Raw genomic sequence first — 20563 nt, forward strand, 5'->3', positions numbered from 1 at the left:
CTCCTTGTAATTTATTGCATTGCATCAACACAAAATTTAGCTATAGCGCATAATTGCTCATCTTTTTGATGCTTTGATACGATCTGTAGGCCCACAGGTAACCCTTCACTGGTTTCAAGTGGCACTGAAATAGCTGGATGTCCTGATAAATTAAATGGTCGAACTAAACCCGTAAGATTTAAAAAAGCGACTGTGTTTTCAGCTTCAGAAACTTTCGGTGGAATTTGTGGAAGTGTCGGTAAAACCAATGCATCATATTTTTCTAGTAGTGCATCAAGTTCTTGGATCAGCTGCGTTTTCACAACTTCTGCTTGTTTCACTTGCTCTAAAGTTGTTGCGGCAGCTTTTAATAAACGACCATTTACATCAGAACCAACTAACCCTGTTTGAGTTAACTCACCAAAAGCTTGCCAATTTTCATAATTAATAATCTGCATGCCTGCATCAAAAGCAGCTTCAAAATGTTCAACTTTTTCTAAAGTGGTCTGTAAATTGGCTTTTTGAAGTGCTTGATAAATACAGTTCCAAACAACCTCATCTGCTTGTACATCCAGCACAGCGAGTTTCGGTGTGCTAATACATGGGGTAGGGTTAAAAGTTGGATCAATAATTTGCATGGCTTTTTCAATCATCTCGACTGAATTTGCAAAAGGGCCAACACAATCTAAAGAACTTGACGGTGGATAGACGCCTTTTCTGCTCACGCGACCGAAAGTCGGCTTTAAACCAAAAACTCCACAACACGCAGCGGGCATACGGATAGAGCCGCCCGTGTCTGTTCCTAAAGTAAAGTCAGCTTGCTTTGCAGCAACTGCTGCGGCCGAACCACTCGAAGATCCACCAGGAATAAGTTCAGGATATTTAGGATTAACAGGTGTACCAAAAGCGTGGTTAATACCTGTAATACCAAAAGCCAATTCGTGCAAATTTGTTTTCGCAATAATTTCACAGTCAGCTTTTAAAATGTTTTTAACCACCTCAGCATCATCTTGAGCAGGTTCAACATTTAGTAAAGCTCGACTACCAGCAATGGTTTTTAGACCTTGAATATCAATTGTGTCCTTGACCATCACCTTGAGCTTGCCACTTCCTTTATGCACGCTTTGGCTAATAATATTCATTCACTTTTCCATGTATTTTTATATATTAATTAAAATATGAGAAAATTTAATGGAATTGTCAAGTATTTTTTATAATTTGTTCTCAAGGAAATATGCAAAATTTTGTTTATAATAGGATTACCCTTTTTTCACTAAGTTATTGCTTAGCTATGCTTGATCATTTAGAACAATTTCTTCCTAATAAAGAACCGTCGAGTATTCAAAACTTCCCTTTTTTTTGGGTTTCCCAAGTGAATGGAAAATATTCACAACTCATTGAAAAATCAATAAAAAAACTAGGTATTGATAATACACGCCGTAAAATCATTTTAAGTACTAATGCTTTGGGTGAAGCCAGTATTACCGATATCGCTAATCTTTCTACCTTAAAGTTAACGACAGCAACAAAAGCTGTATATCGATTAGTAGAAGATGGAATTGTCGAGGTCTACTCTTCTACCACCGATGAACGAATTTCGATGGTGAAATTAACGGCCAAAGGTGTTGAGCTGGTTGAACAGATTAATCAAATTAGTGTGGTCACCTTAGCAGGCATCCTGAATGCCTTTTCAGAAGATGAACTTCACAATTTAAATCACCAGTTAAAAAAATTATTTGACCTCATGCCATCAAGTTAATTATTTGACTTGATATCGGGTTAGATACGCTCAAGAGCAGCATGAAAATAGTTCTTCTTTTCTCGCTGCTCTTTATTAAAAATAAGTTTTAATATTAAAAAATAAATAAAAATCAGTCTCTTAATTTAATAAATTATTACTATCTGTTTACTTAACATACTTTTTAGGTATTCTAACATACTTAATAAGTAATGGAATTTTACATATAAAAAGAAAATAATAATTCCATGATCTTTAAAATCCCATTAACTCCTAATTGGGTTTAGACGCACTCTTCCGGTCTGAACGAGACCAAATTACTCATTTCTAGCCTATTTATTATTCTTATCTAAAAGGGGGAAATATCGAAAACTTCAGAGGAATAATAAAAGTTAGATATCAATTTTTTTAAGCGTTTTATACATAAGGATTAAGTGTATGAACCAAAGTAATATCGCTGTTGAAAGGACACAAAAGAAAAGCAATGCGTATGCATGGTATGTCGTCACACTTTGTATGTTGGCATATATATTTTCATTTATTGACCGCCAAATTCTGGCGCTGATGATTGAACCCATTAAAGCAGATCTCCAACTTTCAGATACACAATTTAGCCTGTTACATGGCCTTGCCTTCTCACTGTTTTACGCTGTTATGGGTTTACCCTTAGCTTATATTGCCGATCGTTTTTCACGACCAAAATTGATTTCAATCGGGATTATTGTTTGGAGCCTAGCAACGGCAACTTGTGGTTTAAGTAAAAACTTTATTCAACTGTTCTTGAGCCGTATGGCGGTCGGTGTGGGTGAAGCTGCGTTATCTCCAGCTGCTTATTCAATGTTCAGCGACATGTTTAGTAAGGACAAACTAGGCCGCGCGGTCGGGATCTATTCAATTGGCGCTTTTTTAGGGGGCGGTATCGCCTTTTTAGTTGGTGGTTATGTCATTAACTTGCTTAAAGGCGTGACACTCATTGAAGTTCCATTATTAGGGGCACTCAAGGCATGGCAAATTGCCTTTTTTGTAGTAGGTTTACCCGGCATCATTATTGGTCTGCTATTTATTCTGACCGTTAAAGACCCAGCACGTAAAGGCCAACAGCTCAACCAAAATGGACAAGTTGACCAAGTCAAATTTTCACAATGTCTTCAGTTTATTAAAAAACATTCGAAAACATTTGCTTGTCATTATTTAGGTTTTACCTTTTATGCGATGGCGCTATACAGCCTGACTAGCTGGACACCTGCATTTTATATTCGAAAGTTTCAACTTGCACCGACAGAAACAGGTTATATGCTCGGCACAATTCTGTTAATTGCAAATACCTTAGGTGTGTTTTGTGCAGGTTGGCTAAACGACTGGTTTATTAAAAAAGGGCGTCAAGATGCACCGATGTTCACAGGTGTGATTGGTATTGTTGGCCTGATTATTCCAATTGCATTTTTTACCCAAACAGATCAACTTTGGCTTTCAGTCAGCTTATTGATTCCTGCAATGTTCTTTGCGTCTTTCCCTTTAGTGATTTCAGCAACTGCTTTGCAAATGTTAGCCCCAAACCAATTTAGAGCACGCCTTTCTGCCCTCTTCCTTTTGGTGAGTAACTTAATTGGACTCGGTATTGGTACAACATTGGTAGCCATTATTACAGATAAAGTTTTTGGTAGTCCGTTAATGGTGGGTTCTTCTTTGTCTATTGTGGGTGGTCTGTCGTGTGTACTGGCTTTAATTCTGCTTTTTAAAGGCTGCAAATTTTTTAGTGAAAGTATGAAACTTGAAAAATTAAATTAATAGGTCTCACAAATTGCAAAATGTACTCTCTAACTAAACGCTTAGAGAGTACCGAAATATTCAAAATTACGTAGTGCCGAGGACTGGCATACATCTGGGAAATGGATTATGGAATTATTTCACCGTTTTAAACCACACACTTTAGCTGTTGCTACTTTATTACTTATGTGCAGCAGCTCATGGGCTGCAAATCCGAATCAGCAAACCGAAGATGAATGGAAATTCACTTTAAAAAATGCATATATCAATCGTGATTTTGATAATGATGCCTTAAAAGATACTGGCAGCTGGTCTCAGGCAGCATCTTTATTTTATAAATCAAAAATGCATGACACTCCGTTAATCATAGCAGATAAGCCAATCACGATTGGGGCCGATGCTTCTGTCCAATACGCCGTGCGCTTAAGTTCAGACAAACATGTAGCCGACACAGTTTTGCCTTTTAATAAAGAAACGCAATCTCAGGCATCGGACTATTTAAAATACGGTGCGACTTTAAAGCTGGGTTACGACAGAACTCTTTTAAGTATCGGTGAACTCTGGCTAGATTTACCTGTAACGGCAGTAGATGCCAGTCGTCAGTTACTCACTTCATATTGGGGAACTAATCTTAAATCGCAAATTTCAGACCAGCTTTACGCAGAAATTGGCCGAGTGGAAAAAGTATCTCCACGTAATGAAGAAGACTTTAAAAAGTTTTCATTTACTGCAAATGGAATTACCAAAGAATCTGATGGCCTTAACTACATTGACCTGCGATATCAATTCACGCCGTCTTTAAAGGGTGAATATTACTTCGGTAATTTGGAAGATCTGTATAACAAGCATTATGTTGGACTTGAACATACGTGGAAGCAGCCAACTTTTGCCCTCACCTCTAAGTTTAAGTACTTTAATGCAAAAGATGACGGCAATACCTTTGATATTGATGCGCAGAACATTGGATTACTTGAAACCGTTAAAGTAAAAAACCATACCTTTGGTTTAGGTTACCAACAAATTATTGGTGAATCGGCTTACCCCCTACCAGATGGTTTCTTGCCAGAAACCTATTTCATTAACTGGAATACAACCGGATTCTTTAAAGAAGATGAAAAGTCTTACCATGTGATGTACGGTTATGACTTTAAAGATTATGTACCGGGCTTAAATGCGATGGTTAAATATGTGTACGGACATGACTTCAAAGCAGCCAACGGTGAAAAGAACCATGAAACTGAATCGAATGTGATTTTAAACTATGCGTTCCAGCAACCTTTCTTAAAAGGCGTTGCTCTGCAATACATTCGTATTGATTACAACGTTAAACACGGCAATGACTTTGGTGAAGACCGCTTTTTTGTCAATTACACCAAAAAATTCTAAATAAAAATTACCCCCTAAAGTTTAGGGGGTAATTTTTTAACCTAATTTATTGACCAACTTTAGAGGTAAAACTTTCATAGCAATACTCATAGGTAACCATGGCCACTGCGGTACATACGCTTTCACTGGTTGTTTTTCAATGGCTTTGACCAAAGCTTTACATCCAGTTTTGGTATCGACTTCAAAAGGTAGATGTTTAGCACCCTCATTCATTTCGGTACGGATGTAACCCGGAAAAATTGTAGAAACTTTAATTGGTGTATCCAATAATTCAGCACGAATACCTTCGGCCAAGTGAGCAACCGCGGCCTTACTGGCTGCATAAGTCGATAAGTGTTTTGGTAATCCGCGCATAGCACTCATGGATGACATCACCACCAAATGACCGGCGTTTTGTGCTCTAAAAATTTCAACCGCTGCTTCACATTGCGCTAAAGCAGAAATAAAGTTCGTTTCAGCAGTTGCCTTATTAATTTCAAAATTACCTTTACCAATGCGGCGGCCATTTCCGACTCCAGCATTTACAATAATACGGTCCAAATAGCCAAATTCTTGTTTAAAGGCGCGAAATACTTCAAAAACCTGATCGTAATTGGTGACATCGAGACTTTTTGCAATGACTTTAATACCGTACTCATTTTCAAGTTCAGTTTTTAAATCTTCCAATCTGTCTAAACGGCGTGCACAAATTGCTAAGTTATAGCCTTTGGCTGCAAATTCATGAGCCATACCCGCACCCAAACCTGAACTTGCACCTGTAATTAAAATTGTCTTTGCCATGCTTTTATCCTTATTTTAAATCCATGTCAGTAAATCTGGACGCTCAGCTTTTATAAAATGATGTTCATTTAAACTTAAAACCTGAGCTTCATTTCCAACCAAACGCAAAGTGGTGAGGCTTGTATTAGCAATTGCCCAATTCAAAGCAAAAGTTCGATTGGGGCTAAGTTCAAGCAGTTTTCCAATTGCTACAGAAATCACACCACCAGAAGTAAAAACAACTGCATAGCGAGGCTTGGTTTTTGCCAATTCATCACAAAGTTGCTGTAATGCTGTTTCAACTCTTTCTTTAAAGTGCGGCCAAGACTCATCATACTCATGATGAAAATCACCATCTGTCCATCGTCCAATGGCACCTTCAAATATTTTGGCAAGATAAGCACGTGGGTTTTGTTCTTGTGCAACATCAGCTTTTAAAAGTTCAGGCTGTTCAAAACGCGGTTCATAGCGGGCAAAAACCTGCTGATGATTAAACTCATTCCATAAATTATTATGATGAATTACCGCATCTGGAAAGCATTCATTGAGTGCGAGCTTTGCAGTTTGTTCATGGCGCTGCATAGTTCCCGCAACTACATACGGTTGTTCTTTCAATATTTGCTTAAAATAACGACCTAACAAAGTTGTTTGAGCTTCACCATTTTCAGACAGTTCATCGTAGTTACTTTTACCAAATGATGCCTGTCCATGTCTTACCAGATAAATTGTGGTCATCTTCTTAAAATACCCTGTATTTTCTGTAGAGATTGCTGAGCAAATTCTGATTCTTGCAATTTTTGCTGCGCGATAAGTTTTAAAGCTCGGATATGTAGTGCATGAATGACAATCCAGAAATCTTTAAAAGCAGGATTTCGGGTTTGTTTATGGTAATAACGGTAATAGATTTGCTGAGCAATCACGGCTAAACGGAATACACCAAACACTTCATAAAAAGCCCAGTTTTGAGGCTCCAATCCTGTTTTTTGCAAATAATAGTCAACCACTTCTTTTCGAGAGAACATTCCCTTTAAGTGAGTCGGCTGACGGCGTGTTGATCTAAAAATCATGTTATCCGTAGGCTCAACCCAGTAAGCCAAAGCGCTGCCTAAATCCATTAATGGATCACCCAAGGTCGCCATTTCCCAATCGAGCACACCAATCACTTCTGTTGGATGCTCTAGATCTAAAATCACATTATCAAATCGCCAATCGTTATGAATAATACAAGTCGTAGAGTCTTGAGGGATATTATCGTTTAGCCATTTTCGAACATATTTAAATGAAGGAACGTTGATTGTGCGGACTTTCTCGTAACGTTTATCCCATCCTTCAACTTGTCTACGGCAATATCCTGTACCTTTGCCAAGTTCAGCTAAAGGCGTGTTCTCATAAGGAACTTGATGTAGCTCAATCAACTTATCAATGACATTTACACAAAGCTCATGAACATCTTCTTCATTAAAACCAAGTTCAGGCGGCAGTTTTGCACGAGGAATAATGCCTTCAATGCGTTCCATAACATAAAAATCACAGCCAATGACCGATTCATCCTGACAAAGTGCCACCATTTTAGGAAGCACTGGATAATAAGGCGCAAGATTTTTCTGCACCATATATTCACGGGCCATATCATGAGCTGACTTCGCTTTTGTTCCTTTTGGGGGACGCCGTAAAATTAAATCGGTATTTTCATACTTTAAACGATAAGTCCAATTCGACGCTCCACCTGTATATTGAGTAACAACTGCTGGACCAACCAACTCAACACCTTGGCTTTTTAACCAGTTTTCAACTGCCCCAATATCAAGCTCTTCACCTTCACGCACTTCACCGCCTATATCAATTACCGACATATTCACTTCCTTTAAACTTATACTTTCTTATGACGACCGAAATAACCACGTTTGGCCAACTCTAATTTGGCAATCATGCCTTTATGTACTTCATCTGGACCATCAGCTAAACGTAAACTGCGTGCTTGGGCAAAGAAACCTGTTAATGGTGTATCTCTTGAAACGCCTGCACCGCCATGTAGCTGAATTGCCATGTCGACTACTTTTTCTAAAACGCTCGGAGCGACCACTTTAATTGCAGATATTTCTGTTAAAGCAGCCATATTTCCTAAAGTATCCATTTTATAAGCAGCATACAAGGTTAAAAGTCTAGCTTGATCTATGGCGACTCGCGCATCGGCTACACGTTCGAGGTTTCCACCAAGTTTTAAAATTTCTTTGCCAAACGCCGTTCTAGACATGCCTCGATCAATCATGAGTTCTAGAGCTTTTTCAGCAGCTCCAATACAGCGCATGCAATGGTGAATACGTCCTGGTCCTAAACGACCTTGGGCAATTTCAAAACCTTGGCCCGCACCACCAATAAAGTTTTCGATAGGCACTCGAACATTATTAAAATGAACTTCACCATGTCCATGCGGTGCATCGTAGTCACCAAACACAGGTAACATCCGCTGAATTTCAACACCTGCCGTATCAATCGGTACTAAAACCATAGAGTGTTGATGATGACGGTCTTTGGTTTCATCTGGAGTATGCGCCATAAAAATAATGACTTTGGCATTTGGATCACCTAAGCCAGACGACCACCACTTTTTGCCATTTAAAACAATTTCATTACCGTCAATGAGTGCAGTCGCTTGCATATTGGTTGCATCGCTTGACGCAACATCTGGTTCAGTCATGCAAAAAACCGAACGAATTTTTCCGTCCAATAAAGGTTCTAACCATTGCTTTTTTTGCTGCTCACTGCCATAGCGCCATAACAATTCCATATTTCCCGTATCTGGTGCATTACAGTTAAAAACAGTGGGTGCCAATAAGCTGCGGCCTGTTAATTCAGCTATGTGCGCATATTCTTGAACAGTTAACCCTGCACCCAGCTTTTCATCGGGTAAAAACATATTCCAAAGACCAGCTTGCTTTGCTTTAGATTTCAAATTTTCTAAAAGCTCAGGCCATTGCCATTTTTTCCAGTTTCCATCTGGATTTAACTCGTGAACTTCTTCCCAAAATTTTGCTTCGATAGGTTCTATTTCTTCTAAAATAAATTTTCTTGTTCGCTCAGTAAAATCCTGAGCTTTCTTGGAGAGTTCAAACATTCTTTTTCCTTTACATCATTATTTGGTCTTTACATCAACATAACTTGAAATTTAATATGAATGAAATGATTTTATTAAATAACACCTCATGAATAATATTCATAACCTGCATGGCCTAGACTTAAGTTTTTTTCACCGGATTGATATCAATTTATATCCGCTATTTATCGCAATTTATGAGCAAAAAAGTATTTCAAATGCGGCAAGCAGTCTCAATATTACGCAGTCAGCAGCAAGTCATGCTTTACAACGACTACGCCAACAACTTGAAGATGATGTATTTATACGTGTAGGCAATAAAATGTCTGCAACGCCTTTTGCAGAACAGATTTATCCAACTGTTAAGCAAGCACTTTTAACGATTCAAAATATTAGCCAACAGAAACATGTCTTTGATCCAACCAGTTTAAAAAGCTTAAAAATCGCCGTTCATGATGAGATTGAACCGATTATTCTTCCAAGGCTTGCTCAACATTTTCAAAATCTTAATTTAGATTTGCAGTTTGTCAGTATGAAGCTAGATCGAAAACATATTATGGCTGACTTGGCAACGCAGCAGCTCGATTTCGTGATTGACCTAGAACAATATTTATCTCCAAAAATTACCTTTGATCATTTGGTAACAGATGAGTTCGTCATTTGCAGTCAACTTAAAGAAGTCGATTTATCGAGTTATATCAGTGGTCGACACATTGGGGTTTCGTCACGCCGTACGGGCGCTTTGCTTGAAGATATTTATTTAAATCAACACCAAAAAATTTCAAGAAATGTATTTATGCGCTGTCAAAATTACTCAACGGCACTACAAGTTTTGGGAGCTCAAGCCAACGCAATATTGACCATGCCTCGTATGATTTTGCAGCATTTATCCTATAGTCCTGAAATTTGCTTACATTCTCTGCCTTTTGAGATAACCAATATTAAAATGGGTATGTTTTGGCACGAAGATTTAAGGGATAATTTAAGACATCAATTTTTGCGACATGAAATTATTAAACTTTTTCAGTAAAGCAAATTGATTGACTAAGCTTCTATCGTACAAGGACCAGTAATGAGTAAAGATGAACGGATAATCCAGAATCAGGACAACAAAAAAACGATTCGTCATGAAGATTACATTGCTGGCATCGGTAAAGGCATGTCAATCTTAGATAGCTTTAGCAGTAATCAACATCGCCTAAATATTTCTATGGCTGCTGAAAAAACTGGACTTACCCGAGCGGCAGCAAGACGTCATTTATTAACTTTAGAATATTTAGGTTATCTTGAGTCAGATGGGCACTATTACTATTTAACCCCGAAAGTTCTTAAATTTTCAGGAGCTTATTTAGGTGCAGCTCAACTTCCAAAAGTGTCTCAGCCTTTATTAAATCTGTTAACTAACCAAACTTCACTTATTTATTCGGTGATGGTACTTGATGGTTATGAAGCCATTACCATTGCCCGTAGTGCTGCCCACCAACAAACTGACCGTGTAAATCCATATGGTTTGCACTTAGGTAACCGCCTGCCTGCTCATGCGACATCTGCGGGTAAAATTTTATTGGCACATTTAAGCCAACAAGAACAATTGGACTGGCTTCAAAAATATCCTCTCCAACGTTTAACTAAATATACGCATGTCGAAAATGATAAGTTTTTAGAGTTACTACAAGAGATTCGAGAACAAGATTGGTGTTACTCACGTGAAGAACACGAATTAGGTGTTCATGCGCTCGCTGTACCAATTTATGGACAAGACTTTAAAGTTGTTGCAGCTTTAAATATTGTCTCTCCGACCATGAAAACAACTGAAGAATATTTAGTTCAACATATTTTGCCGCTATTGCAAGAGACTTCGCGGGACTTAAGACAAGTTCTTTAAATTTTACTTAGGCTATTTTGATAGGATAAATTTCATTATTCGCTTAGGCTATTTAGAGCATGAATACGATTCAAAATAAATGCTTAGGCTATTTCTAGAAGTAGTTGAAAGGAATTTTCAAATAACGAATGCCGTTTGATTCTGACTCCGGAAAATTTCCACCGTTCATATTAATTTGAATTGAAGGCAGAATTAATTTTGGCATTGCCAAAGTTGCATCTCGTTCTTGACGCATTTTTATGAATGAGTCTTTGGAAACACGTCGGTTTAAATGAATATTGCTTTGCTTTTGAGTTTTAATATCTGTTTGACAGACATATTCATCACGGCCTTCGGGTTTATAGTCATGGCATAAGAACATACGCATGTTATCAGGAAGTGTATAAAGCTTTTGTACAGAATCATAAAGTGCAGCCGCACTTCCTTTCGGAAAGTCGCATCTCGCTGAGCCATAATCGGGCATAAATAGAGTATCACCCACAAAAACAGCATCATCAATTACATAGCTGAGACAAGCTGGTGTATGTCCTGGTGTAGGAATGTTATATGCTTCTATATTCCCTATTTTAAAGTGCTCATTATCTTCAAATAGATAGTCAAAAGGCTGATTTGCATTGATTTGTTTAAAGTCAAAATTATAGATAGCCGAAAATGTTTCCTGTACAACAGAAATTTTCTTGCTAATTGCAACTGTACCGCCCAATTTAGATTTTAAATATTGGGCTGCGGTCATATGGTCGGCATGGACATGAGTTTCTAAAATCCATTGCACTTTAAAGTTTTGAGCCAAGACATAATCGACAATCAGATCAGCATTAGTTGTTTTTGTAGTTGCTGAAGCTGCATCGTAGTCAAGCACACTATCAATAATAGCGCATTGACGAATCGCTAAATCTGCAACAACATAGCTAAAAGTATTGGTGTTTTCATCAAAAAAATCTTTTACTAGAGGTTGTTGCATAGGTTTAATTTCCTTTATTTAAGACTCGGTAAATAAACATTCCCGATAACATGGCCACAATAAAATAAAGCGCTTCAAAATGTCCTAATCCAACAAGCGTTAAAGCGGGCGCTGGACATATCCCTGCTATTCCCCAGCCTATACCGAAAATAAAAGCACCAACAATTAACCTTTGGTCAATCTGTGTATTCATTGGTAATTGAATTTTCTCATTAAAAAGCGTTTTAGGGCTTTTCATCGCCTTTTGAAATGGAATAAATGCCACAGCAATCGCGCCTAACATCACAAACATTAAGCTAATATCCCACTGCCCAAAGATATCTAAAAAACCTAATACCTTTTCAGGATTAGACATGCCAGAAATCATTAAGCCTAATGAAAACAAACCACCAAATATAAAAGCTAAAATGTTTTTCATAGGATTACCCCAGCACATGACGAATAATATAAACGGTTAACATGCCAGCAAACATAAAAACTGCTGTAGCTATCATGGAGCGTTTTGATAGCCTGCTCATCCCACAAATACCATGACCACTTGTACAGCCTGATCCTAGTCGTGTCCCAAAGCCAACAAGTACACCTGCTAAAATAAGTGCAAATGTATTGGCTTTAATTTCAATTTCAGGCTGATAAAAATAGCCATATATGAAAGGTGTAATGACGAGTCCGGCAATAAACCAGAATGCAGAATTTTTAAAAGTATCTTTAGTAGGATTAATGACTTGAGCAAGCAATCCACTAATTCCAGCGATACGGCCATTTATATATAAATAGCCAACTGTTGCGATTCCGAGTAACAAACCACCTAAAAAGGCATAGACAATATTTGACATATAACACTCTTAACAATATATGTTTTTATAATGTGTATTATACGCTTATTCCTTTAGAAATACTTAAAATAAAACTTTTGAGTTTATAATTCTTCTTAACAAGAAAAAGCCCCAAGGTTTTGGGGCTTTTGTCATTAAATTAGATCTTTAATGCCTAATTGTTCTGGCAGTTTTTCCATGACTTTATTTAATCTATTATTTGCAGGAGACATACAACCTGTGTAATGGCTTAATTTTGTTTCCGTGCCATTTGGTTGAATCCATGAAATGTAATAGCTAGACATATCAGTTGCTGTTTGCTGACAACCCGCAGTTTTAGATTGTGTGCCTGTTTCAGGACGATAAGCTTTTAGATCATCTGCAAGTTTTTTATAGTCTTTTACGCTACCTTGAATTTCTTTAACACCAATAGCTTTAGTGTATTGCTTGCCTTCAAAACGAATTAAACCTGTAGGTGTTACTTCTACAGAATAGATTGGGCATGCACCAAAGCATGGGCTAGAAGCATAACGAATTGTTTCTTGTGTATTCGGTGCTTGCTGAACAGAAGCACAACCCATCAAAGCTAAACCAGATAAAGTTGCAAGAACCAAAAATCTCATTACATCACCTATTATTATCAAGTAGGTTTAATTTAACAAATCATACACTTCTTGTCATTAAAGACTATTTTATGTGATTGTTTTCATAAATTTATATGTCTTAATGCTTAGACTATTTTTATAATAATCAAATATTACGATTTCAATCACATAAAAAAAGGCCCATCTTGCGATGAGCCTTAAGCCAATAAAAGCTTAAATTCCTGAAATACAAATTATTACTGGGTAGTAATAACCTGCGATGACTATTCTAACGTAATGCTATAAATTATATAAATATAATATAAATATATATTTACGCTTGTTTTTTCAGCAAAAAAATCCTACTTTTCAGGACTAAAAAGTCAATAATGTTTATTTCTAATTAAAATTCACAACTTTAAGTTAAACAAAACTTAACAAACAAAGAAGATTTATTTATAGGTAAAACATTGTGAAAAAACATCTAATCGTTCGGCTACATCTAGTGTTCAAGCATTATCAATCTGAGGAATATTTTAGGTTTTGCAATGAGTTAAAACACTTTTTTACTATTTGGTAAAGCTATCTAGTTAAAACAATAGAATTTACTCAATCATTTTAATATAAAAAATATATTAAAGTTAAAGGCAAAAGAAGAATGCTCTTCTTTTGCCCATTAAGTTACTTATCTAAACTATAAGCGATTACATAATCACCATGATCAGGAGACTGGCGAGCTCCGCCTGCCGTAACAACAACATATTGTTTACCTGTTTTTGGTGAAACATAGCTTATTGGGGTGCCTTGGCTACCTACTGGCATACGTGATTTCCACAGTTCATTACCTGTAGATGAATCAAACGCACGTAAGTAGTAATCTTGTGTTGCAGCAAAGAAAACCAAACCACCTTGAGTTGCCATCGGCCCACCAATTGTTGGCATACCGATCGGTGCTTTTAAGCCCATTTTGATGCCCATAGGTCCTGTGTCTTCAACCGTACCCAGTGGGACTTGCCATACGACTTGACGTGTTTTTAAGTCAATCGCAGTCATCGTACCAAATGGTGGTTTTTGACAAGGAATGCTTAAAGCAGACATAAAGCGGTTTTTATTTACTTTATATGGTGTGCCTTTCATTGGTACAGCACCCATACCTGTGTTTACTTTCTCTCCACCATTCGCCTGAATCTTAATATCTTCAGGAGTTTGTTCCATGAGTTGCACCCATAATCCAAGACGCATATCGTTTACGAACATGTAACGATGAGTTGGATCAAATGCAATACTTCCCCAGTTCATGCCACCTAAAGAGCCTGGGAAACTTAATGAAACGTCAGTACCAGGTGCAGTAAATAAACCTTCGTAACGCATTGACTTAAAGTTAATACGGCACATAAGTTGGTCAAACGGTGTAGCGCCCCACATATCTGACTCAGTCAAGGTTTGATTACCAATTTGAGGCATTTCAACTGAACGCGGTTGAGTTGCGCTGTATTGCTCATCCGGAATATTGGCAGGCTTAACTGGCTGCTCAATCACTTTAGTCAGCGGTTTACCAGTTACGCGGTCAAGCACAAAGAATTGACCTGATTTGGTTCCAATGACAACAGCAGGTTTAGTTGTCCCATCTTTTAACGGGAAGTCGACTAGACTCGGTTGCATTGGTAAGTCAAAGTCCCATAAATCGTTATGAACAGTTTGATATACCCACTTTTCTTTACCGGTTGTCGCATCAAGTGCCAAAACAGAAGTATTGTATTTATGATCTAACGGATTACGGTTACCACCCCAAATGTCAACAGATGAACTACCCATAGGTAAGAACACCGTATTCATTTGCGGGTCATATGACATTGCAGCCCAAGAGTTTGCCGAACTACGTTTATAGGTTTCACCCGGTTTAAGAACATAGTTAGGATCTGGATTACGTGCATCAAACGCCCAGCGAAGTTTACCCGTAATAACGTCATAACCACGGATAACACCACCCGGCATATCTGCTGCTACGTTATCGGCAATACGGCTACCCACCACAATGGTTGTCCCAGCAATAGTCGGTGCAGAAGTCACTTCAAAACGTGGAGCTTTAGTTCCAGCTCCCAGACCTTCTAACAGATCAACCGTTCCATTTACACCAAAATCAGCACAGCGCTGACCGTTATCTGCATTGACTGCAATTAAACGACCATCAGGTGTATTGGTATATAAACGGCGTGGACATGCTGTATTGGTTGCAACTGTGGTTACTGCATTTGCACCAGCCAAAGTTGGTTGTACAAGTGGCTTGGTCGAATCAAAGTATGCGACCCCACGGCAACGCTCCCAAGCATCGGCTTTAGAGTTCACTTCAGCTTTCCAGAGTTGTTTACCCGAGTCAGCATCTATCGCAAAAATGTTGTTATGTGGTGTACATAAAAAAACTTTATTTCCAACTTGTAGCGGGGTCATTTGGTCTTCTGCACCATTACCACTACCTGTTGTAAAATCACCTGTTCTAAAACGCCAAGCTTCTTTTAATTTATGAACGTTATCTCGGTTAATTTGATCGAGAGCAACAAAGCGACTACCACCTGCATCATTTCCATAATTTTCCCAATTCACCTGCTTTTTAGCAGGGTCAACTGGTACTAAAGGCAGCTTTTCACCTGAACTTGCTACTGTTGGATGCGGTTGGAACATTTGATAGAACGCAATCAACATACCGACAACAACTAACCCACCCACTGCATAAGATGAGGAGGCCAAACTAGTTTGAAATTGGTAACGTCGAATTGAAGGCAAGGTAAATAACAATGCGGCAAAAAGACCCGCAGGAAACATTAACCGCGAAAATAACGGCCAAAATTCCCATCCAGCATCAACAAATGACCAAATGACTGTGCCAACAAAAACAGCCGCAAAAATCCAGACACCAAGTGCCTTTTTACGAAAAATACTAAACGCAGAAATGGTAATTAACAGTCCTGCGACTAGGAAATACCAAGATCCACCTAATGAAACTAGCTTGCCACCGCCTACGATGTAAAAAACACCAGTAGCCAATAAAACTAGGCCTAATAGAAAACACCATATTTTGAATAAGATATGAAACTTAGAATCTGACTCAGACATAGATCCTACTCCACATATACTGAACACAATAGTTCAAGCATTTGGGCCAGTTAAACCATGTCTAACCAGCCATCAATATTGTTAAAAATTGACTTTGACACTTAAGCCCGCGACCCAAGCATCATCGACTGCTTTTACACCAGCAGGTTGATGGATATATTGAATGTTTGGACGTAACATAACGGCCGGAGACCATTGATAGGTATAGTTCAACTCAACATTTAGTTCGTCGTCTTGAATTGGAATATAGTCAGATGCAAGTGCATCGTAGTTATAATATCCACGACTTTCGTTTGTTGCGATCTGCTTATCTTTAGCGCGATCATTGACCACATAATTGGCAATACCAAAACCAATCGAGTCATTTGGACGGCTATCAAATGGCCCCTTATACCAAAGAGCAAGTTGTTGCGTACTTTGGACAAAGGTGGTCGCTTTATCGTTCACCACACCGTTCACACTGATATATAAACCACGCTTAGGGTCTTCGCCTTTATGCGTAAGTTGTTGTTGTGCATTAATCCAGAAACTTTGTTTCCCGTCATGAACTTTATCCGCAGTTTTAATATCATTCGCTTCTGCGGTTGAGTACAGCGCACCTACTTTATATTCACCCGGTAAGCCATTAAATGCAGCAAGTTTTGGTTTCCATGCAAGCTCAACGGGTATGGTTGCACCCTTCACGTTGTTCATATCCAGATTAAAACCATCACTATTTGATTCGGTTTTAATGTTATCTGGGTTTACTTCATACACACCAACACCCAGAGTCCACTCAGGGGCAAATTGATATTTAACGTTTGTCGCCCAAACACCGACTGGCGAGTTGTACCAAATTGAACCGATTGATTTTCCTAACTGCCCACCGCAAAGCAATAAATTCTGGAACTCGCATTGAGAACTATTAAAGTCTTCTGACATACCCATACGACCAAATTTGACCTGTACAGTATTATCAGCAAAGCCTTTTTTCACCCATGCTTGAGATAAACGCCAGATTTTACCTCGACCATAAATTTCTTGAGCATTGCCTAACTGGCTAGAACGTGGGTCTTTAATACGTTCTAGCGTAAGTGCATTACCGTCACGTTTAGTCACGACTAGGCTCGCTGTTGTATCTTTCCATCCAGCAATCTTTTCTAAATCGAAGTTTGCACCTAAAGAAAGCTGCGCAGCATTTTCAAAAGTATTACTGTCGTTGTATCCACCATCTAAATTTGTGGCGGCTTGGCTCATGATAGAAGCTGTAAATTTATAACCCTGTTGTTCTAACTGTTGGCGTTCACCATTCCAATCACCTAGCAACCATTGTCTGTCTTGTGACCATGGTTCATTCGCAAGCGCAAATTGGCTACCTATTACAGCGATTGTTAACACACTCAGTTTCATTACATTTGGCATTTCAAGTCCCTTTTATCATTTCTATATTTCTATGCTGCGCCTCGGTTTGAGGCGCTTCCCTTATTGTTGTTATTTAATTTGTACGGCCGAACTAAGTTCAGACGTCGCTCCAAAGCGATCAGTTACATTTGCTGTAATTGAGGCAACTTTTACAGTTGGCTTCCAATTCGCTTTTGCATTGCCTTCGGCATCTGTAGCAACGGTAACAGCTCCTAAATATTGCTCAGCTTCTTTTGATGCCGCATTTTGATTTCCAAAGAACTCCACTTGATAGCGTTGGTTTGGTAAACCATTAATTTCTACAGCCACTGAACCTTTATTAGCGGTTAACTTAGGTGTTTTAATACCCTGATTCGGCTGAGCATTACAGTTTTGTTGGTTTGGCTGCGTACATGTTTTTTGTTGTTTAGATGGATCAACAACTACACCACCACCACGAGAACCGACAAAACCTTCGTGTTCAAGTGCAGGCACACCAAATACAATGGCTCCTAAACGCTGATTAGGTACACATGAACCGCCAGCTTCACAGCGTTTAATATCTTTACCATTGTCCCAAATCAGGTTTTTAGTCAAAGTAATTTTTGCGTTTGCATCTTTTTCAGACCTGATCGCAACACCAATACGGTTACCATGCACTTTATTGCTATCGAGAATGTTTCCATCACCCGTCATGTTAAAACCAATCGAATTATTGGTCAGTTCGTTATAGGCAATATAGTTACGCTTACCCCAGTTAATCTGTAAGCCATCTGAATAGTTTTCAAATTTATTACCCACTACGGCATTGTCATTGCCCCACAAAATTTCAATACCTTGTGATGGCTCTGGGTTTGCTTTCGTTGAAACAAAATGGTTATTCGCAATTAAGTTAAACGCAGCACCACGTGTCATCTCTAGACCATCACCATTGTCTTGGAAGATGTTGTCTAGAACTTTGTTGTTATTGGTCGTGGTTGCAGTTGGGTTACCTTGCCCATCATCGCCAGTAAGCATGACACCAGCACCGCCATAGTTATTACTAATACGGTTATGTTGAATAAGGTTATTGCTTGAACGGTTAACCAAAACACCAATACAGAAACGATGAATGTCTAAACCTTTTAAAGTGACATTGTTAACGTCACGTAGTACCAACCCCGGTAAAGTCATGGTACGTACATTAGTTCCGTACTGTTCAGGGTTTGCACCTGGGCAAGCTTTTGCCCCTTCGCCTTTAATATAGTTTGAACCATCAATTGCGATATATTCACCAGTTTTATCCCATACGGTACCAATGATTTTGACGGGTGCTTTAATTTCAGGAAGTGCACTATTTAATTTAATCGCATAAGGTGCTTTGCCTACCGCCTGAATCAAGATCTCGCTTGCTTCGCTTGAATTTGCATTAGCTTGTTCAATTGCCCAGCGTAAAGAACCTTTATTGCTATCATCCTGATAACGGTCAACAACATAAGTTTGTGCCGCAGCCATTCCTGAAACCATCAAACCTAATGCAAGAGTAGTTAAACGTAATGTATTCATTTCATCATGTCCTTATGATTTATGGGTTTGTTGGTTGAACGGTTTTTAAAATCTGTTTGAGCTTAGTTACATCAATTTGACCCGGTGCAGATGCTTCACCAATCATGCCAAAACTATAACTTCCACCCATATTGGCAGTCGCAACACGAGAAATCGTACCAAGTTGTCCCATCGACATCGTTAACAATGGTTTAGTGGTTTGCTGACTTACTTTTAAAGTTGCGTTCATTAAAGTGAAAACGTCTTGTTTAGATTTTGGCATTACTGCTATTTTGAGAATATCTGCGCCCATTTGGTCTTGTTTTAACAAGCGTTTTTCAATTTCATCTTGGCTTGGTGTTTTTTGAAAGTCATGATTAGACATCACCACTAACACTTTCTTTTGATGTGCTTTTTGAACAATCTCTGAAACTACTTTTTGATCACGGAACATTTCTACATCCAACCAGTCCATGAACGGACTTTTTAAATAAGCCTGATAAGTCTTGCCATAATCAGCATCACTAATTTCAAGCTGTCCACCTTCGTTTTTAGTGCGAATTGTGGCAATCATCGGCTTATTGCCTAATATCTTTTTCAATTCATGACCCAAAGCAATCACTTGTTTTGTATCACTCGCAAAACTGAGTAAATCGATACGGAACTCTGCCAAATCAGCATCTGCTGTATTTGCAATGACTTGAGCTTGCGCTAAAGCTTGTTCTTTAGTTTTTGCTGTAATCGGAACAATCGTTTTAACAGCTGTAGTTGCAGGTTGTGTTTGAGTAGCTAAAGCAACAGGTTCAGCATTTGCCTGTGCTGTAAAAAATGGGAGTGCAAGCAAACTTAAGCTTAATAATGTTTTCATGTTCATATCATTCATCCTTAAAAAGGCTACACGCATCCATGGCCGATCATGTGTAGCCTTAGGTGCTTCTTAAATATCAAAAAATACTGTTTCGTTATCGCCTTGAATACGAATATCAAAGCGGTAAACAATTTCACCATTTTCTTCAAAGCGTTTTGCAATAAGCGTCTGACGACGCGGTGCCCACTCAATGCTATTTAGAATTGCATCATTGCCATTTGCTTTGGCTTCATCTTCAAAATAAACACGTGTGTGAAGACCTAAGTTAATACCGCGAGCGAAAATCACTAATGCAATATGAGGTGCCTGAGTTGAACCTTTGCGACCTGCTGTAGCACCCGGCTTAATTGTATTAAAGCTCCAGATACCTGTTTCAAAGTCAGCACCTGTACGGCCCCAACCCTGAAATGCAGGATCAGCTTTTTGCTCACGCGTATCTGCCTGACTTGGGTAAATACCATTCGCATCAGCTTGCCAAATTTCGATCAGCACGTCGCGCAGCGGTAAACCTAATCCGTCAAATACCTGACCTTCAAGACGAATACGCTCGCCTTTGGTTTGGTCTTGTACTAACTGGTTATTAAAGTTGTTTTCAAACACTTCAATATTTGCTTGTTGTGGCAACAAACCAATGTGAACGTAAGGACCACCTGTTTGAGATGGAGTTTCTTTTAATTCCTGAAAATTCCAGTTATTCATGCTCGTGCTCCCG

The 20563-nt window shown here is 38.6% G+C and carries 19 protein-coding genes; 5 read left to right on the forward strand and 14 right to left on the reverse strand.

Going from position 1 to position 20563, the window contains the following annotated elements; genetic code table 11:
* Positions 1 to 11 precede the first annotated feature (11 nt).
* Entirely contained in the window at positions 12 to 1121 is a 1110-nt protein-coding gene (locus ACS125_RS14220) for an amidase (protein WP_443272864.1), read from the reverse strand.
* 149 nt (positions 1122 to 1270) lie between these two features.
* On the opposite strand from ACS125_RS14220, the gene ACS125_RS14225 reads away from it, so the two are divergent.
* The 3 genes from ACS125_RS14225 (at position 1271) to ACS125_RS14235 (ending at position 4870) form a co-directional block, all read left to right on the forward strand.
* Positions 1271 to 1738, forward strand: coding sequence for a MarR family winged helix-turn-helix transcriptional regulator (locus ACS125_RS14225; protein WP_009392094.1), 468 nt, complete (start codon positions 1271 to 1273; stop codon positions 1736 to 1738).
* A gap of 417 nt (positions 1739 to 2155) precedes the next feature.
* Positions 2156 to 3505 carry a spinster family MFS transporter gene (locus ACS125_RS14230; protein ID WP_100193540.1) on the forward strand — a complete coding sequence of 450 codons (1350 nt, stop codon included), beginning with the start codon at positions 2156 to 2158 and terminating at the stop codon, positions 3503 to 3505.
* Positions 3506 to 3613: 108 nt separating this feature from the next.
* Entirely contained in the window at positions 3614 to 4870 is a 1257-nt protein-coding gene (locus ACS125_RS14235) for an OprD family outer membrane porin (RefSeq protein WP_443272868.1), read from the forward strand.
* Between the two features lie 36 nt (positions 4871 to 4906).
* On the opposite strand, the gene ACS125_RS14240 is transcribed toward ACS125_RS14235, so the two are convergent.
* Genes ACS125_RS14240 through ACS125_RS14255 form a run of 4 tightly spaced genes read right to left on the reverse strand, consistent with a single transcriptional unit; the run spans position 4907 to position 8744 of the window.
* The gene (locus ACS125_RS14240; protein WP_336002680.1) at positions 4907 to 5650 is read right to left on the reverse strand and encodes an SDR family oxidoreductase; all 744 of its coding nucleotides are present in this window, start codon (positions 5648 to 5650) and stop codon (positions 4907 to 4909) included.
* A 15-nt stretch (positions 5651 to 5665) separates the two neighbouring features.
* Complete coding sequence (locus ACS125_RS14245; protein WP_443272870.1) at positions 5666 to 6364, reverse strand: histidine phosphatase family protein; 699 nt, start codon at positions 6362 to 6364, stop codon at positions 5666 to 5668.
* Positions 6361 to 7482 carry a phosphotransferase family protein gene (locus ACS125_RS14250; protein ID WP_443272872.1) on the reverse strand — a complete coding sequence of 374 codons (1122 nt, stop codon included), beginning with the start codon at positions 7480 to 7482 and terminating at the stop codon, positions 6361 to 6363. The genes ACS125_RS14245 and ACS125_RS14250 overlap by 4 nt, the downstream gene beginning before the upstream one ends.
* A gap of 17 nt (positions 7483 to 7499) precedes the next feature.
* Complete coding sequence (locus ACS125_RS14255; protein ID WP_443272874.1) at positions 7500 to 8744, reverse strand: acyl-CoA dehydrogenase family protein; 1245 nt, start codon at positions 8742 to 8744, stop codon at positions 7500 to 7502.
* 88 nt (positions 8745 to 8832) lie between these two features.
* Between ACS125_RS14255 and ACS125_RS14260 the strand changes: the two genes are divergently transcribed.
* Together ACS125_RS14260 and pcaU are read left to right on the forward strand one after the other, a co-directional pair.
* Positions 8833 to 9753 (forward strand): LysR family transcriptional regulator, encoded by a 921-nt coding sequence (locus tag ACS125_RS14260; protein ID WP_004792040.1) that lies wholly within the window; start codon positions 8833 to 8835, stop codon positions 9751 to 9753.
* Positions 9754 to 9795: 42 nt separating this feature from the next.
* Entirely contained in the window at positions 9796 to 10608 is an 813-nt protein-coding gene (gene pcaU / locus ACS125_RS14265) for an IclR family transcriptional regulator PcaU (RefSeq protein ID WP_004792039.1), read from the forward strand.
* A gap of 94 nt (positions 10609 to 10702) precedes the next feature.
* Here pcaU and ACS125_RS14270 read toward each other — a convergent pair whose 3' ends face one another.
* The 9 genes from ACS125_RS14270 to pcaG all read right to left on the reverse strand — a co-directional run bounded on the left by ACS125_RS14270 (position 10703) and on the right by pcaG (position 20550).
* The gene (locus ACS125_RS14270; RefSeq protein WP_443272877.1) at positions 10703 to 11569 is read right to left on the reverse strand and encodes an MBL fold metallo-hydrolase; all 867 of its coding nucleotides are present in this window, start codon (positions 11567 to 11569) and stop codon (positions 10703 to 10705) included.
* Between the two features lie 4 nt (positions 11570 to 11573).
* On the reverse strand, positions 11574 to 11987 hold the full coding sequence (locus ACS125_RS14275) for a DUF6691 family protein (RefSeq protein ID WP_034596192.1): 414 nt from the start codon (positions 11985 to 11987) through the stop codon (positions 11574 to 11576).
* Positions 11988 to 11991: 4 nt separating this feature from the next.
* On the reverse strand, positions 11992 to 12405 hold the full coding sequence (locus ACS125_RS14280; RefSeq protein ID WP_004792036.1) for a YeeE/YedE family protein: 414 nt from the start codon (positions 12403 to 12405) through the stop codon (positions 11992 to 11994).
* A 134-nt stretch (positions 12406 to 12539) separates the two neighbouring features.
* Entirely contained in the window at positions 12540 to 12998 is a 459-nt protein-coding gene (locus ACS125_RS14285; RefSeq protein WP_080645698.1) for a DUF6438 domain-containing protein, read from the reverse strand.
* A gap of 651 nt (positions 12999 to 13649) precedes the next feature.
* The gene (locus tag ACS125_RS14290) at positions 13650 to 16079 is read right to left on the reverse strand and encodes a glucose/quinate/shikimate family membrane-bound PQQ-dependent dehydrogenase (protein WP_443272880.1); all 2430 of its coding nucleotides are present in this window, start codon (positions 16077 to 16079) and stop codon (positions 13650 to 13652) included.
* 81 nt (positions 16080 to 16160) lie between these two features.
* Positions 16161 to 17480 carry a carbohydrate porin gene (locus ACS125_RS14295; RefSeq protein ID WP_238611504.1) on the reverse strand — a complete coding sequence of 440 codons (1320 nt, stop codon included), beginning with the start codon at positions 17478 to 17480 and terminating at the stop codon, positions 16161 to 16163.
* A gap of 69 nt (positions 17481 to 17549) precedes the next feature.
* Positions 17550 to 19004 carry a NosD domain-containing protein gene (locus tag ACS125_RS14300; protein ID WP_443272882.1) on the reverse strand — a complete coding sequence of 485 codons (1455 nt, stop codon included), beginning with the start codon at positions 19002 to 19004 and terminating at the stop codon, positions 17550 to 17552.
* 19 nt (positions 19005 to 19023) lie between these two features.
* Positions 19024 to 19851 (reverse strand): type I 3-dehydroquinate dehydratase, encoded by an 828-nt coding sequence (gene aroD, locus ACS125_RS14305; RefSeq protein ID WP_443273993.1) that lies wholly within the window; start codon positions 19849 to 19851, stop codon positions 19024 to 19026.
* 69 nt (positions 19852 to 19920) lie between these two features.
* Positions 19921 to 20550, reverse strand: coding sequence for a protocatechuate 3,4-dioxygenase subunit alpha (gene pcaG, locus ACS125_RS14310; RefSeq protein ID WP_443272884.1), 630 nt, complete (start codon positions 20548 to 20550; stop codon positions 19921 to 19923).
* Positions 20551 to 20563: the final 13 nt, after the last annotated feature.

This window comes from Acinetobacter sp. PFS20 (genome assembly GCF_052261015.1).
In the GTDB taxonomy this organism is placed as follows: domain Bacteria; phylum Pseudomonadota; class Gammaproteobacteria; order Pseudomonadales; family Moraxellaceae; genus Acinetobacter.

Coding starts and splice junctions, on each gene's coding strand:
- ACS125_RS14220 (WP_443272864.1), bottom strand. CDS start 1,121: ATGAATATTATTAGCCAAAGCGTGCATAAAGGAAGTGGCAAGCTCAAG.
- ACS125_RS14280 (WP_004792036.1), bottom strand. CDS start 12,405: ATGTCAAATATTGTCTATGCCTTTTTAGGTGGTTTGTTACTCGGAATC.
- ACS125_RS14230 (WP_100193540.1), top strand. CDS start 2,156: ATGAACCAAAGTAATATCGCTGTTGAAAGGACACAAAAGAAAAGCAAT.
- ACS125_RS14250 (WP_443272872.1), bottom strand. CDS start 7,482: ATGTCGGTAATTGATATAGGCGGTGAAGTGCGTGAAGGTGAAGAGCTT.
- ACS125_RS14245 (WP_443272870.1), bottom strand. CDS start 6,364: ATGACCACAATTTATCTGGTAAGACATGGACAGGCATCATTTGGTAAA.
- pcaG (WP_443272884.1), bottom strand. CDS start 20,550: ATGAATAACTGGAATTTTCAGGAATTAAAAGAAACTCCATCTCAAACA.
- ACS125_RS14235 (WP_443272868.1), top strand. CDS start 3,614: ATGGAATTATTTCACCGTTTTAAACCACACACTTTAGCTGTTGCTACT.
- pcaU (WP_004792039.1), top strand. CDS start 9,796: ATGAGTAAAGATGAACGGATAATCCAGAATCAGGACAACAAAAAAACG.
- ACS125_RS14300 (WP_443272882.1), bottom strand. CDS start 19,004: ATGAATACATTACGTTTAACTACTCTTGCATTAGGTTTGATGGTTTCA.
- ACS125_RS14295 (WP_238611504.1), bottom strand. CDS start 17,480: ATGCCAAATGTAATGAAACTGAGTGTGTTAACAATCGCTGTAATAGGT.
- aroD (WP_443273993.1), bottom strand. CDS start 19,851: ATGAAAACATTATTAAGCTTAAGTTTGCTTGCACTCCCATTTTTTACA.
- ACS125_RS14290 (WP_443272880.1), bottom strand. CDS start 16,079: ATGTCTGAGTCAGATTCTAAGTTTCATATCTTATTCAAAATATGGTGT.
- ACS125_RS14225 (WP_009392094.1), top strand. CDS start 1,271: ATGCTTGATCATTTAGAACAATTTCTTCCTAATAAAGAACCGTCGAGT.
- ACS125_RS14240 (WP_336002680.1), bottom strand. CDS start 5,650: ATGGCAAAGACAATTTTAATTACAGGTGCAAGTTCAGGTTTGGGTGCG.
- ACS125_RS14255 (WP_443272874.1), bottom strand. CDS start 8,744: ATGTTTGAACTCTCCAAGAAAGCTCAGGATTTTACTGAGCGAACAAGA.
- ACS125_RS14260 (WP_004792040.1), top strand. CDS start 8,833: ATGAATAATATTCATAACCTGCATGGCCTAGACTTAAGTTTTTTTCAC.
- ACS125_RS14275 (WP_034596192.1), bottom strand. CDS start 11,987: ATGAAAAACATTTTAGCTTTTATATTTGGTGGTTTGTTTTCATTAGGC.
- ACS125_RS14270 (WP_443272877.1), bottom strand. CDS start 11,569: ATGCAACAACCTCTAGTAAAAGATTTTTTTGATGAAAACACCAATACT.